The organism is Streptacidiphilus melanogenes (assembly GCF_000787835.1).
In the GTDB taxonomy this organism is placed as follows: Bacteria; Actinomycetota; Actinomycetes; order Streptomycetales; family Streptomycetaceae; genus Streptacidiphilus; species Streptacidiphilus melanogenes.
Genome location: NZ_BBPP01000018.1, coordinates 1 through 14334, shown reverse-complemented (window position 1 = coordinate 14334; position 14334 = coordinate 1). Strand labels below are relative to the sequence as shown.

At 73.8% G+C, this 14334-nt stretch carries 13 protein-coding genes; 9 read left to right on the top strand and 4 right to left on the bottom strand.

The window, feature by feature from the left end:
• Positions 1-7 precede the first annotated feature (7 nt).
• Both TR49_RS20055 and TR49_RS20050 read right to left on the bottom strand, forming a co-directional pair.
• Complete coding sequence (locus TR49_RS20055; protein WP_042383433.1) at positions 8-376, bottom strand: helix-turn-helix domain-containing protein; 369 nt, start codon at positions 374-376, stop codon at positions 8-10.
• Positions 376-771 (bottom strand): type II toxin-antitoxin system RelE/ParE family toxin, encoded by a 396-nt coding sequence (locus TR49_RS20050; protein ID WP_236653453.1) that lies wholly within the window; start codon positions 769-771, stop codon positions 376-378. The genes TR49_RS20055 and TR49_RS20050 overlap by 1 nt, the downstream gene beginning before the upstream one ends.
• 117 nt (positions 772-888) lie before the next feature.
• On the opposite strand from TR49_RS20050, the gene abmR reads away from it, so the two are divergent.
• Positions 889-1404 (top strand): ATP-binding transcription factor AbmR, encoded by a 516-nt coding sequence (gene abmR, locus TR49_RS20045; RefSeq protein WP_042383430.1) that lies wholly within the window; start codon positions 889-891, stop codon positions 1402-1404.
• A 795-nt stretch (positions 1405-2199) separates the two neighbouring features.
• On the opposite strand, the gene TR49_RS20040 is transcribed toward abmR, so the two are convergent.
• A complete protein-coding gene (locus TR49_RS20040; RefSeq protein WP_042383427.1) occupies positions 2200-2610 on the bottom strand; it encodes a PaaI family thioesterase in 411 nt (136 codons plus the stop codon).
• A 162-nt stretch (positions 2611-2772) separates the two neighbouring features.
• Here TR49_RS20040 and TR49_RS20035 point away from each other — a divergent pair, with 162 nt between their 5' ends.
• The 6 genes from TR49_RS20035 (at position 2773) to TR49_RS20010 (ending at position 12088) form a co-directional block, all read left to right on the top strand.
• Positions 2773-3120, top strand: a complete 348-nt coding sequence (locus TR49_RS20035) for a DUF6191 domain-containing protein (RefSeq protein WP_042383425.1) — start codon at positions 2773-2775, stop codon at positions 3118-3120.
• A 90-nt stretch (positions 3121-3210) separates the two neighbouring features.
• On the top strand, positions 3211-5430 hold the full coding sequence (locus tag TR49_RS20030) for an NADP-dependent isocitrate dehydrogenase (protein ID WP_042383423.1): 2220 nt from the start codon (positions 3211-3213) through the stop codon (positions 5428-5430).
• Positions 5431-5527: 97 nt separating this feature from the next.
• Positions 5528-5740, top strand: a complete 213-nt coding sequence (locus TR49_RS20025) for a hypothetical protein (RefSeq protein WP_042383422.1) — start codon at positions 5528-5530, stop codon at positions 5738-5740.
• A 108-nt stretch (positions 5741-5848) separates the two neighbouring features.
• Positions 5849-6844, top strand: coding sequence for a hypothetical protein (locus tag TR49_RS20020; RefSeq protein ID WP_236653452.1), 996 nt, complete (start codon positions 5849-5851; stop codon positions 6842-6844).
• 154 nt (positions 6845-6998) lie between these two features.
• The gene (locus TR49_RS20015; RefSeq protein ID WP_236653459.1) at positions 6999-8837 is read left to right on the top strand and encodes an HSP90 family protein; all 1839 of its coding nucleotides are present in this window, start codon (positions 6999-7001) and stop codon (positions 8835-8837) included.
• Positions 8834-12088 carry a tetratricopeptide repeat protein gene (locus TR49_RS20010; protein ID WP_152627364.1) on the top strand — a complete coding sequence of 1085 codons (3255 nt, stop codon included), beginning with the start codon at positions 8834-8836 and terminating at the stop codon, positions 12086-12088. Before TR49_RS20015 ends, TR49_RS20010 begins: the two co-directional genes overlap by 4 nt.
• A 16-nt stretch (positions 12089-12104) precedes the next feature.
• Here TR49_RS20010 and TR49_RS20005 read toward each other — a convergent pair whose 3' ends face one another.
• The gene (locus TR49_RS20005) at positions 12105-12986 is read right to left on the bottom strand and encodes an NAD(P)-dependent oxidoreductase (RefSeq protein ID WP_042383418.1); all 882 of its coding nucleotides are present in this window, start codon (positions 12984-12986) and stop codon (positions 12105-12107) included.
• Positions 12987-13068: 82 nt separating this feature from the next.
• On the opposite strand from TR49_RS20005, the gene TR49_RS40155 reads away from it, so the two are divergent.
• The gene (locus tag TR49_RS40155) at positions 13069-13635 is read left to right on the top strand and encodes a GNAT family N-acetyltransferase (RefSeq protein ID WP_052434465.1); all 567 of its coding nucleotides are present in this window, start codon (positions 13069-13071) and stop codon (positions 13633-13635) included.
• Positions 13632-14234, top strand: a complete 603-nt coding sequence (locus tag TR49_RS19995; protein ID WP_042383416.1) for a TetR/AcrR family transcriptional regulator — start codon at positions 13632-13634, stop codon at positions 14232-14234. Before TR49_RS40155 ends, TR49_RS19995 begins: the two co-directional genes overlap by 4 nt.
• Positions 14235-14334 lie beyond the last annotated feature (100 nt).

The following is a 14334-nucleotide window of genomic DNA, read 5'->3' as shown; positions in this document are numbered from 1 at the left end:
CCGGACGTCAGACGCGTGTCGGCTCCTGCTCCACCAGCGAGACGGTCGCACCGTGCGCGTCGACGGCGAAGCGCAGCGAGGCGTCGAGGCCCGAGGCGAGCCGGGTCAGCAGGGCGAGCGTCACGATCACGTCGGCGCCCTCGATGCGTTCGACCATCGCGCGCGACAGGCCGATCCGCGAGGCGAGTTCGGCCATCGACAGGCCGAGGGCGACGCGACGGTCGTGCACCACCTTCCCCAGGGCCATGGTCAGCCGGTGCTCCTGGCGTTCCTGCTCCAACTCCAGCGACTCACGGTGCCCGTCCACCCGGCGCCACTCCGCCGGCAGCTTCCAGCGGGTGTGCTCCGGGGTCACCTTCTGCTTCGTCCCGCCCATCACGTGCCCCCGACCCCCTCACGGACGAAGATCCCGTGCGCGGCGCCGTGCGCGGCCTCGCACTCCAGCTTGGCGCGCACCGCGCGCTCGATCTGAGCCTGCTCGTGCGTGCGCGTCTTGCGGAAGACGGTGAGCAGCACGATCCGGCGCTCGTCCCCGTTGATCCAGTAGGTGACCCTGGTCGCCACCCCGTCGAGCGTCGGCCGCAGCTCGGCGACGCCGTCGCGCAGCGTCCGCGCGAACGGCGAGGGCGTGTCGGGTCCGAGCTCGGCGAGGAGCTCGGCGTAGGTCTCGACACGCCGGAACAGCCGACCCGGCAGAAGCTCCAGCCAGGCTCGGACCTCCGGCTCCAACTCGACCGTGTATCCGGCGGCCACGGTTCCCATGGCACCCATAGGGCCAGGGTAGGTGGCGGCCGTGTGCCCGGCATGTCGGCTGCGGACCCGTTGCGGCTTCTTCTGACGCAGCGCGCGGGGTCTTGCGATTTCTTGTAATGGTGTAATCATCGATACATGAGCAAGAAGAGCGCGTCCGGGGAGTCCGTCGCGGAGTGGTTCGCGGCGCACCTACCCGAGGGATTGTTCGGGGAGACACCGGAGGTGGTGGTCGACCGTGAGGAGATCACGGTCGTCGGCCCCCTTCCGGCCGAGGCGGCGTCCGGCGAGGCCGGGTCCGTCGACGAGGCCGTCGCGGAGTACCGGGAGAGCACCCGCGCCCAGCGCATGCGGGTCGCCGGCGCGGCGGAGGAGCGCTTCGGCAAGAAGGTGTCCTGGGGCGTCCGCCACGAGGGCCGCCGCCTGATGTTCACCCACCTCGCCGTCCCGGCGATGACGCGGCTGCGCCAGCCGGAACGCCAGGTGCTGGACACGCTGGTCGCGGCCGGCGTCGCCCGCAGCCGCAGCGACGCCCTCGCGTGGTGCGTCCGCCAGGTCGGCGACAACGCCGAAACCTGGCTCGGCGACCTGCGCGACGCCCTCCGCCACGTCCAGGAAGTCCGCCGCCAGGGCCCCGGCGGCGGCACCGCCTAGGGCGCGGGGCGCCTTCACCGCCCGAAGGGCGAACGACCTTCCCAACAAGGGCCGGTGCGGGCAGGCCGGGTCACCCCGGCCTTCGGCCGTGAGGCGGGGTCGCCAGGCCGCGGGCTTCCTGCTCGGGTCACAAGGCCGGGGTCGGCCTTGCCGAGGAGCACCTCCCGGCCGGGAGCCGGGGTTCCACAGGCCGCAAGCCGGGGCGGCAGGCCGCAAGGCCGGGGATCAGGAGCCCAGGGGGCCGGGACCGCGGCTCGCACGCAAGCCCGGAGTCGGCCGCGCCCAGGAGCGACCCCCGGCCGGGAGCCGGGGATTCAAAGGCCGCGAGCCAGGACGGCAGGCCGCAAGGCCGGGGGCCAGGAGCCGAGAGGACTGGGACCGCGGCTCGCACGCAAGCCCGGAGTCGGCCGCGCCCAAGAGCGACCCCCGGCCCGGGGTTGGGGAACCAAAGGCCGCGCACCGAGGACGGCAGGCCGCAAGGCCGGGGGCCAGGAGCCGAGAGGACTGGGACCGCGGCTCGCACGCAAGCCCGGAGTCGGCCGCGCCCAAGAGCGACCCCCGACCGGGGTTGGGGAACCAAAGGCCGCGCACCGAGGACAGCCGGGGGCGGCGGGGGCCGGGGCGGCCCCGGGCGGGGGCGGCCGACGGCTCCTCGCCCCGGGGCGCGGGCCGTCCCCTCCGCCCGCAGGGCCCGGCCGTTAGCCCAGCAGCCGGCCGGGAGCGGGCAACCCATCGGCGGCAGCGACTCTCGCCCCCGGATGCGTGGTCGTCCCCTCCGCCCGCAGGGCCCGGCCGTTAGCCCAGCAGTGCGTACACCGCGGTGGCGTTCGCGGCGAGCGCGCCGCCCGCGGTCGTCATGGCGATGTCTGCGAAGGCGAGGCTGCGGCCGAGCTTGGTCAGGTGGGCGGCCACCAGCACGTCCGTGCCGAGCACCGGCCTCTGGAAGGACGTGGAGAGCTGGACCGTGGTCATCGGCACGAAGCCGCCGCGCGCCGAGGCGACGGCGACGACGGTGGCCGTGTCGGCGGCGGCCATGAGCGCCTGGCCCGAGAGCGCGCCGCCCTCGCGGGCCAACCGGTCGGACCAGGGCAGGCGCAGCACCGCATGGGACTCGCCCGCCTCCTCCACGGTCAGCCCGAGATCGAGCACCCAGGGGGCGAAGTTCTCGGCGAGCAGCTTCTCGGCCAGTTCCACGGTGATCGGCATGTCCCCAGCATGACGGCCCGCCGCCGCGCCGCGCCAGCACCACCCGGTCACCTGCCGCGACGCGCCGCGGCCACCAACTCCCCTGCGTTCACCGGGTGCTGGCTCCCCTCGCCAGGAACGCGGCCGCGGCAGAGCACGTTCCTCCGGCATGGTGATGCTCTGATGGGTCTCGGCCTGCTGATCACGTCCGCGCTGGTGACCGTGCCGCTGTTCGTCGCCGCGGTGCGCCACGTCGTCGTCCGCTACGGCCACCCGCGCCGGCTCGCCCGGCGCTTCGCCGCCAGGGACGCGCGCAGGCCCGGAGGCGGCCTGGGTGGCGGCGGCTTCGGCATCGCCGCGGCGGAGGAGCTCCAGGCGTTCTTCAGCGGCAACAAGCGCGTGCAGCTGGAGCACCGGCAGGAGCAACTCACGCTGCGCGACGACGACCACGCCTCCGGCGCCCCGCCGCACACCGGCGTCGACCTGGAGCGGGGCACCGCCGTCCTGCGGCTTCCTCCGAGGAAGCCGTGACCCTCGGCCCGAGAGATCGACTCCCGAAGCATGTATCTTGATATCGAGACGTTCCACACGTGAAGGTAGACGCGAAAGCGGGAGTACCCGGTGACTGACTCGACCATCATCTACACGCACACCGATGAGGCCCCGGCCCTGGCGACCTATTCGCTGCTGCCGGTGATCCAGGCGTACGCCTCCACGGCCGGCGTCACCGTGGAGACCCGCGACATCTCCCTCGCCGGGCGCATCATCGCCGTCTTCCCGGAGCGTCTCACCGAGGCCCAGCGGATCCCGGACGCGCTCACCGAGCTGGGTGAGCTGGCCAAGACGCCGGCCGCCAACATCATCAAGCTGCCGAACGTCTCCGCCTCGATCCCGCAGCTCAAGGCGGCCATCGCCGAGCTGCAGGCGCAGGGCTACGCGCTGCCGGACTACCCGGACGAGCCGAAGACGGACGAGGAACAGGACGTCAAGGCCCGCTACGACAAGATCAAGGGTTCCGCGGTGAACCCGGTCCTGCGTGAGGGCAACTCCGACCGCCGCGCCCCGCTCTCGGTCAAGAACTACGCCAAGACCCACCCGCACCGCATGGGCGCGTGGACGGCCGAGTCCAAGACCAACGTCGCCACCATGGGCGTCAACGACTTCCGCCACAGCGAGAAGTCCGCCGTCGTCGCCCAGGACGACACCCTCCGCATCGAGCTGGTCGCCAACGACGGCACCGTCACCGTGCTGCGCCCGGCCGTCAAGGTCCTGGCCGGCGAGGTCGTCGACGCCTCGGTGATGCGCGTCGGCGCGCTGCGCGAGTTCCTGGCCGCGCAGGTCGCGCGTGCCAAGGCCGAGGGCGTGCTCTTCTCGGTGCACCTGAAGGCCACCATGATGAAGGTCTCCGACCCGATCATCTTCGGCCACGTCGTGCGCGCCTTCTTCCCGAAGACCTTCGCCCAGTACGGCGCCACCCTGGCCGCCGCCGGGCTGAACCCGAACAACGGCCTCGGCTCCATCCTGGCGGGCCTTTCCGCGCTGCCCGAGGGCGACGCGATCAAGGCCTCCTTCGACGCCGAGATCGCCGAGGGTCCGGCCCTGGCCATGGTCGACTCCGACCGCGGCATCACCAACCTGCACGTTCCGTCCGACGTCATCGTCGACGCCTCGATGCCGGCCATGATCCGCACCTCCGGCCACATGTGGGGCCCGGACGGCAAGGAGGCCGACACCCTGGCCGTCCTGCCGGACAGCAGCTACGCGGGCGTCTACCAGGTCGTCATCGACGACTGCCGCGCGAACGGCGCGTTCGACCCGGCCACCATGGGCTCGGTCCCGAACGTGGGTCTGATGGCCCAGGCCGCCGAGGAGTACGGCTCCCACGACAAGACCTTCGAGATCGCGGCCGACGGCCTGGTCCGTCTCGTCGACACCGAGGGCAACACGGTCCTCGAGCAGAACGTCGCCGCCGGCGACATCTTCCGCGCCTGCCAGACCAAGGACCTGCCGATCCGCGACTGGGTCAAGCTGGCCGTCTCCCGCGCCCGCGCCACCGGCTCCCCGGCCGTCTTCTGGCTGGACGAGACCCGCGCCCACGACGCCAACCTGATCGCCAAGGTCAAGCAGTACCTCCCGGAGCACGACACGGAGGGCCTGCAGATCGAGATCATGTCCCCGGTCGAGGCCACGGCCTTCTCCCTGGAGCGCATCCGCCGCGGCGAGGACACCATCTCCGTCACCGGCAACGTGCTGCGTGACTACCTGACCGACCTGTTCCCGATCCTGGAGCTGGGCACCAGCGCCAAGATGCTCTCGATCGTCCCGCTGATCGCCGGCGGCGGCCTCTTCGAGACGGGCGCGGGCGGCTCCGCCCCGAAGCACGTCCAGCAGCTGCTCAAGGAGAACTACCTGCGCTGGGACAGCCTCGGCGAGTTCTTCGCCCTGGCCGCCTCCTTCGAGCACCTGGCCGACGCGACGGGCAACGCCCGCGCCAAGGTCCTGGCCGACACCCTGGACCGCGCCACCGGCACCTTCCTCAACGAGGACAAGTCCCCGACGCGCCGCCTCGGCGGTATCGACAACCGCGGCAGCCACTTCTACCTGGCCATGTACTGGGCCCAGGAGCTGGCCAAGCAGACGGACGACGCGGCCCTCGCCGAGGCCTTCGCCCCGCTGGCGAAGACCCTCACCGAGCAGGAGGCCACCATCGTCTCCGAGCTCAACGCCGTCCAGGGCTCCCCCGTCGAGATCGGCGGCTACTACCAGCCCGACCCGGCGAAGGCGGCCGCCGTGATGCGCCCGTCCAAGACCCTCAACGAGGCCCTGGCCCAGCTGGGCTGACACAGCGTCACCTGCGAGGGGCTCCACGGCACTTGGCCGCGGGGCCCCTCGCGGCGTTCCGCTGCGGAGTCCACCGCCGTTCGGGCACTCTGGACGGATGCTGCAACCGACGCTCGACCTCGCCCTGCCGACCAAGGCCACCGGAGCACTCCTCTTCGCGGCGATGCTCGGCGTGCCGTGGGCTGTCGCGTTGACGATCTCGCAGGCGGCGAGGGAGAAGCACTCACTGCCGGTCTGCGCGGCGATGGGCATCCTGGGCGGAGCAGCCATCACCGCGGCCGCTGCCGTGGTCCTGTACCACCTGGTCTGAACCCGGGCGTCCCCCTCCCGGGCCCGGAAAACGGGTCGGCCGCGGACGTGTCGGAGCCTCATGATAGGAACTCCCGCGAAAGCGGTCGAGTGAGGGGGACCAGGCACGATGGGGTTGTTCGGGCGGTGGCGCAAGGATGCCGCCGGGGGTGCGCGGGTTGCGGGGAGAGGGCTGGAGACCACGCCCGCGCTGGATCCCGCGTTCGGAGATCCGCTGCTGCGCAGCGTGATCGCGCAGGCGGGCGCGCGGGACTGGCCCGCGCTGCGGCAGAGCCTGCGCGGCGCCGCGGACCAGGTGGAGCAGACGACGCTGCTCACCGCTGCGGCGGAGGTCGGCGGGGTCGAGGAGTGGGTGCCGCAGGCGATCGCCGCCGACGCGGGCGACCCGCTGCCGCTGCTGCTGTCCGGCGCGCGGCAGGTCATGTGGGCGTGGGAGGCCCGCACGGGCGCCCGCGCGCGGAACGTGACGCGGGACCAGTGGGACGTGTTCCTCGAGCGGCTCTCCGTCGCGGAGGAGCAACTGCTGGAGGTCGCCGAGCGTGAGCCGACGTGGCTCGCACCCTGGTACTTCCTGCAGATGAGCGCGCGTGGCGCCTCGCTGGACAAGGACGTCGCGCGTTACCGCTTCGAGGCGGCGCTGCGCCGCGCCCCGGAGCATCCGGCCTCGCACCGGCAGCGGTTGCAGCAGGTCTGCGAGAAATGGGGCGGCTCGCACGCCGAGATGCACGCCTTCGCCCGGGAGTCGATGCTCGCGGCCGCGCCCGGCAGCCCGCTGGGCGAGCTCGTGGCGCGGGCGCACCTGGAGCGCTGGCTGGACCTGGGCGGCGGCACGCAGGGGCGCGCCTACATGAGCGGGCCGAACGTGATGGCCGAGCTCCAGGAGGCCGCCCAGCGGTCCGTGTTCCACCCCGAGTACCGGGCCGAGCGCACCTGGAAGGGCGTACACAACACCTTCGCGATGGCGTTCTCGCTCTCCGGTCAGCGGCACCTCGCCCGCCCGCTCTTCGAGGCGCTGGACGGCACGGTCACCCAGACACCCTGGGCCTACCTCGGCGGCGATCCCGCCCTGTCCTTCCGCACCCACCGCGCCCGCTGCGCGGCCTGAGCCGCGGCCCCTCGAACCCCACGCCTTCGCGACCACGAAAGAACCCGTCACGGTGCCTCTCTTCGAACGCTCCAGCAACGACCGCTCAGGCAACGGCGGCGACACCGCCCCGGACGCCGCCGCGCACACCTTCCAGGTCGACCTGCGCGGCCTGGTGGACCTGCTCTCCCATCACCTCTACTCCAGCCCTCGCGTCTACCTGCGCGAGCTGCTGCAGAACGCCGTCGACGCGATCTCCGCGCGCCGCCTGCTCGACCCGGACGCCCCGGCCGCCATCACCGTGCGCGCCGCCGAGACGCTCACCGTCACCGATACCGGCGTCGGCCTGACCGAGGAGGACGTGCACACCTTCCTCGCGACGATCGGGCGCAGCTCCAAGCGCGGCGCCGACGGCGGGATCGACGGCGCGGGCCTGGCGACCGCCCGCGGCGACTTCATCGGGCAGTTCGGCATCGGCCTGCTGGCCTGCTTCGTGGTCGCGGACGAGATCACCGTCGTGACCCGCTCGGCAAGGACGAAGGACGCACCCGTCATCGAGTGGCGCGGCCACTCCGACGGCCGCTACACCATCCGCACCCTGCCCTCCGGCGCCAAGCCGGAGCCGGGCACGACGGTCACCCTCGCCCCGCGCGCCGACGCGCGCGAGTGGACCCGGCACGACCAGGTGGTCCGGCTCGCCCGGGACTTCGGCAGCCTGCTGCGCTACGACGTCACCGTGCAGGACGCGCACGGCGGCGCGCTGCGGGTCAACGAGACCCCGCCGTGGGCGGCGCAGCACGCCTCCCCGCTGGCGCGCCGCGAGGCGTACACGGAGTTCTGCCGCAGCACCTTCGACTTCGCCCCGCTCGACACCATCGAGCTGGAGCTGCCGGTCGTCGGCCTGCGCGGCGTCGCCTACGTGCTGCCGGACGCCGCCCCGCCGTCGCGCCGGGCCGGGCACCGGGTGCATCTGAAGGGCATGCTGCTCTCCGACCAGGCGGACGAACTCCTGCCCGAATGGGCTTTCTTCGTCCGTTGCGTCGTCGACACCGACGCGCTGCGCCCGACCGCCTCGCGCGAGGGCCTCTACGCGGACGAGACGCTCGCCGCCGTCCGCGACGCCCTCGGCGCGCGGATCCGCGAGTGGCTGACGGGGCTGTCCGCGACCGACCCGGCGCTGCTGCACCGGTTCATCGGCGTGCACCACCTGGCGGTCAAGTCGCTGGCCCGGTACGACGACGAGCTGCTGAAGATGCTGCTGCCGTGGCTCCCGTTCGAGACCACGGACGGCAACGTCACGCTCGACGAGTTCGCCCGCACCCACCCGGTCATCCTGGTGACCCGCACCGTCGAGGAGTTCCGGCAGGTCGCGCCCGTCGCCGGCGCCGCCGGGCTGGGCGTGATCAACGGCGGCTACACCTACGACCGCGACCTGGTGCACCGCCTCCCGGAGATCCGGCCTGGCAGCTCCGTCGCCGACCTGGACCCCGGCACGGTCACCGCGCACCTCGACTCCGTCGACCCGGCCGCCGAGCTGGCCGCGTCCGCGTTCCTGGCGATCGCCCGCGAGGTCGTCGGGCGCTTCGACTGCGACGTGGCGCTGCGCAGCTTCCACCCGACCAACGCCCCCGCCCTGCTGCTGGACAACCGCGAGGCGCGCCACGAGCGTTCGCGCGCGCAGCTGGCCCAGGAGGCGGACGGCCTGTGGGCGGACATCCTCGGCTCGCTGCGCGCCGAGACGCCGCGCGCCCAGCTGGTGCTCAACCACCTCAACCCGCTGGTCCGCCGCGCCGCCACGATCACCCACCGGGAGCTCGCGGTGACGGCCGTGGAGGCCCTGTACGGGCAGGCGGTGCTGCTGACCCGCCGCCCCCTGCGGGCCAGCGAGAGCGCGCTGCTCAACCGGTCCTTCATCAGCCTGCTCGACCACGCCATGCTCGGACACGAACAGCAGGGACACCCGCAGCGGGGACACGAGGCACAGAACGGTTCCGGGACGGAGAACGAGGCGTGAGCGTGGACACCCCCGAGGCTCTGGCCCAGGCGCTGCGCGCCAACGACGAGCGCCCCTACGGCAAGCAGCGCACCGTCACCGCCGAGGAGTTGGCGGAGGCGGCCGAGCAGCTGCACGAGAGCGGGCGGCTGGACGACCCGGAGCTGCTCGTCGTCGCCCTGATGGACCTCCAGGAGGCGTACACCTACGACGCCGAGCAGCGGAAGTCGCCGGTGGTCTTCGCCAAGGTGCTGAAGCTGTGGGACACCAAGCCCGAGGCGTTCAACGAGTGGGCCCGCACCCAGCTGTTCTGGCGGTTCAAGTGGGTCGCCTCGGCGCTTCGCGGGCTGCCCGAGGTGCCGCTCGAGTCGGTGCGCCGCTGGGACGAGGAGATGAAGTCCCGCTACGTGAAGGCGGAGCTGGGCCTCCAGCCGTACTACGCGCAGCGCTTCTACCTGGCCTGGCATCTGGGCGGCCCGGACGACGCGGGCGTCGAGGACGCCTTCGAGCTGTGGACCGCCCGGCCGCGCACCCGCTACAGCGACTGCGTCGCCTGCGAGCTGCGCAGCCGCGCCGACTTCCACGCCCACCGCGGCGAGGACGCGCGGGCGCTGGAGATCTGGAAGCCCGTCCTGGAGGGCGAGAGCACCTGCAGCGAGGAGCCGTGGTCCAGCCACGCCCACGCGCTGCTGCCGTTCGTCCGCGCGGGCCGCCTCGACGAAGCGCGCTCCAGCCACCTGGTCGGCTACCGCTTCTCGCGCGGCAAGACCAGCCAGACCACCGAGATCGGCCTGCACGTGGAGTTCTGCGCGCTGACCCGCAACGAGGCGCGCGGCCTGGAGATCCTGGCCGAGAACCGCGACCTGTGGGCCACCGAGGGCAATCCGCTGGGCCTGCTCAACTTCCGTTCCGGCGTGCAGTTGCTGCTCACCCGCCTGGACGCGGACGGCCATGGCGAGCTGCCTGTCAGCGGCCCGCCTGGCGAGAACTGGACGGTCGCCTCGCTGCTCGCGCACGTCCGCGCGCTGAACGAGGAGCTGGCCGGCCGCTTCGACGCGCGCAACGGCACCGACGGCGTCGGCACGCGCATCCGCGCCCGCGTCGGCCAGCAGCCGCTGCTGGCCGAGCCGTTGGCGCTCGGCGTCCGCGCGCCGGGCCTCCCCGGGGCGCACACCCCCGCCGCGACACCCGTCCGTCCCGCGCCGGTGGCGGCCGAGACACCGCAGGACTTCGCCGAACTGGTGAGCAGGGCACGCGAGTTGTACCGCGCGGGCCACCCCGACGCGGACGCGTTCTGGCTGCGCGTGGCCGAGCGGATCGACGCCGAGGAGTTCGTCCTCCCCGATGACGCCGGGATCGGCCCGCTCGCGCTGCTCCGCGCGGAGGTCGCGCAGCAGCGCGCCGCCGAGGCGATGGAACGCCGCGACCGCGCCGCCGCCCGCACCGAGATGGAGCGCGCCGTCGCGCACTTCACCGAAGCGGCCCGCGAGGACCGCCGCATCGCCGCGCAGGCCCGCCTGGCGGTCGTCGACGCGGAACCCGACGGCGGCCGCACGGACTGGGCGTCCCTGGACCGACTCCGGGACGCAGCAGCCGCCCTGCGCGCAACGAACCCCGCCACCGACCCGGACAGCCTCCTCACCGTCCTCCAGAGCCGCACCTACGCGGCCCACCACGCCCTCTACCGCGCCCTCCAGGCCGCAGACGAGCGGGCGGAGGCCACAGCCGACGCTGCCGCACAGCTGGCGGAGCCCACGCAGGCCACGGATGCCAAGGCAGCCGCAGGAGCCGCAGCCGGGGCGCCCGCCCCGGACCATGCCGCTTCGGACCGTGCTGCTTCGGACGCTCCCGCCCCGGGCGCAGAGGCCGTCGCTGAGGCCCCGGGCCATGAGAGCTCGGGCCGTGAGGCCCCGGGCGAGCCGGCCGTCACGGCTCCGTCCGCCGCCGAGGGGGCCGTGTGCGGTCCCGCCGCCGAGACCGTGGCCGCTGGCGCGCAGAGCGTCGAGCAGGCTCTCGCCCTCTTCGAGGCGGAGAACGGCGCGTTCCAGCAGGCGGCCGCCGGGTTCGGGATGGGGCACCGGGTCTCGCTCGCGCTGCAGTACCGGGCGGACATCGCCGCGCGGATGGGGCGGCTCGACGAGGCCGAGCAGGCGTTGGCGGAGGCGCTGCGGCTGCTGGAGGAGGTGGAGCAGCCGTGGCGCGCGCCGCGTGCGCTGGTGTTGCTGGGGCAGATCCGGATGCAGCAGCAGCGGCCGCAGGAGGCGGTCGAGGTGTTCCACCGCGCGCTGGGCGAGTCCGCCCGCTGGCCGGACGCGTCGTTCCCGTACGGACCGGCCCACATGATGCTGGGCCAGGCCTGCGCGATGGTCGGCGACACCAACGGCGCGGTCCGCGCGGTGACCGAGGCCGCCGCCCGTTTCGACCGCGCCGGCGACACCGAGAACGCCGTGCCCGCGCGGCTGAACCTGGCCAACCTGCTGCGCCGCAGCGGCCGCACCGCCGACGCGGTGGCCGTGCTGGAGTCCGCGCTGGCGGACGCGGAGGCCACGACGCCGGACGACGCCGAGGGCTGGGAGAGGCTCCACGCCCAGCTGCGGCTGGACCTCGCACGCGGTCTCGGCGCGCTGGGCGAGCACCGCGACGCCGCCGAAGAGTTCCTCCGGCTCGCGGACGCCGTCTCGGGCTGGGAGGACCAGGACGTCCACACCATGGCCGCCTGCGAGGCGACCGGCGCGCTGGCGGAGGCGGGTCGTCTCGACGCCGCCCGCGCGGCGCTGGAACGGGCGCTCGCCTCCCACACGGTCGCGCCGCGCGCCGACCAGATGGCGGCGACGCTGCGCGACTTCGCCCGGCAGCTCATGGAGGCGGGCGGCCCGGACGCGCTGGACGAGGCACTCGCCCGGATCGCGGACTCCGAGCGCGTCGGCGCGGACGCGGTCGCCGCAGGACACGGCGTGACGAGCTGGTTCGTCACCGGGGCCGCGCACTACGAGCGGGGCCGCGCCCTCGCTGAGGCACGACGGCCGGAGGAGGCGCTGGCTGCGTTCGAGCAGTCGATCGCGGTCTACACGGCGGTCGGCCGCGAGGCCGAGGAACCGCGCGCGGAGTCGCTGCGGCTGGCGGCCATCGTCGAGGCCGGTCCGCTGGAGCGCCGCGACGCCGCGCTGCAGCGCCTGGGCGCGGGCGTCACCCGCTGCGAGCAGGCGGGGCTGGCGCAGGCGGCGAAGATTCTCGCCGGTCTGCGCGACCGGATCGCCGCGCAGACCGGCTGACCCGACCGACTCCGGCTCAGCCGGCGTCGCTCCGGGCCTCGACGGCGCGCAGGACGGCCACCATGTCCTGCGCGCCGTGGCCCAGTTCCGCCGTCTCCGCGTACAGCGCGTGGCAGACGTCCAGCAGCGGCGAGGCGATGCCCGCCGCCCGCGCCGCCTCGACGATCAGGCGGTTGTTCTTGAGCACGTCCAGGATGCCCGCCTGGACCGAGAAGTCACCGTCCGTCAGTTTCGCCGCCTTGAGGCGGGAGACCGCGCTCGCCATCGGGCCGGCGTCCAGGATGTCGCGCAGCAGCGCGGGGTCGAGGCCGTGTCGCGCGGCGAAGTGGAACGACTCGGCGAGGCCGGTGACCGTGGTGATGAGGAAGACGTTGACCGCGAGCTTCATCAGCAGCGCGCCCGGCACCGGCCCGCACGCGAACGCTTCTCGGCACAGCGGCGCGAGCAACGGCCGCACCTGCGCCACCGCGTCCGGCTCCCCGGCGAGCATCGCGACCAGCTGCCCCTGCTCGGCCGGGACCCGGGAGCCGGAGACGGGCGCCTCGACGTAGCGGCCGCCGGCCGCGCGGATCTCCGCCTCCAGGACCCGTGACCACCGTGGCTCGGCGGTTCCCATGTGCACGATCGTGCGCCCGGCGACGCGCTGGGCGAACTCCGCCGTCCCGCGTGCCAGTATCGCGTCGGCGACGTCCGCGTCGTACGGCATCAGCAGCACGGTCCGCGCGTCGCGGAACACCTCCGCCGGCTCGGCGGCGACGCGCGCGCCCGCCGCGCGCAGCGGCTCGGTCCGGGCGGGGGTGCGGTTCCAGACGACCAGCTGCGTGCCCGCACGCGCGAGGTTGAGGGCCATCGGCCCGCCCATGACCCCCAGCCCGAGAAATCCCACCGGATCCGACATCGCCGCACCCTGCCCTTCCGTGCGTTCGCGGGCCGTCTCCCGACCCTTGCACCTCTATGACCACCGTCATAATAATGGACCTATGACAGCCGTCATGGAACCCCAGGTCGGCCTCCTCCCCTGGCGCATCACCCCGATCCGCCCCGAGGACCGTGCCGACGTGCACCGCCTCTTCGCCGCCTGCTCGGTCGCCTCCGTCCGGCACCGGTTCCGGGCCCCACTGCCCGCCTTCCCCGCCCGCCACCTGGACGAGCTGCTCGCCGGACCGCCCGAGCGCCACGACGCCCTGGCCGTGCGCGCCGGGGCGAGCAGGGAGCTGGTCGCGCTCGGCAGTCTCGCCCTCCCGTACGGCCCGACCGACGGGGGCACCGCCGAGCTGGGCCTGCTGGTCGTCGACGCCTGGCAGCGCCGGGGCCTCGGCCGGGCCCTGACCGCCGCCCTGATCGAACGCGCCGCGTGCCGCGGGGTGACCCGGATCGTCGCCGAGGTAGAGCACGGTCGCGGCCGCCTGCTGACCGCCCTCACCCGCGGCCTCACCCTCGTCCGCAGAACCGTCGACCGTGACGGACTCACCGGGATCTACGCGATCCCGGACGGCCCCTTCGCCGATCCCGCCGCGCGCCCGCCCGTCTATAGGCTGGAGCCATGACCGAGCACGGGACGCGCGTGTACTCGCCGCGCGAGCGCATGGTGTTCAGCGCCGCGCAGCTGATCCGGCGCGACGGCGTGGGCGCCACCGGCATGCGCGACGTCGCCGCGCATGCCGACGCCCCGCGCGGGTCGCTGCAGCACTACTTCCCCGGCGGCAAGGAGCAGCTGGTCGGCGAGGCCGTCACCTGGGCCGGCAACTACGCGGCGCGGCGCGTCACCCGCAACCTCGCCGCGCTGCCGGCCGACGACCGGCGCCCGAGTCGGCTCTTCGCCGCGCTGATCTCCCAGTGGACCGAGGAGTGCCTGGCGACCGACTTCGCGTTCGGCTGCCCGGTCGCGGCCGTGACCGTCGACTGCGCCGACACCACGGACTCCGCGCGCACCGCGGCCGCCCAGGCCTTCGACTGCTGGCGCCGGCCCCTCGCCGCGGCCCTGACCGAGCTCGGCGTCCCACAGGCGCGCGGCGCCTCGCTCGCGACGCTCATGGTCAGCACCCTGGAAGGCGCGCTGCTCATCGCCCGCGCGGAGCGCGACACCCACGCCCTGACCACGGTCTCGGCGGAGCTCGGCCCGCTGCTCGACGCCGCAGTGATGTAGGCCATGGCACTCAGTGCCTTGGCAGATGGCACTGAGTACCCTTATCGTGCGAGTAACCGGCCGCGCCGTAGGACGACGTGGTGGCCAGTTCACTGAGTCA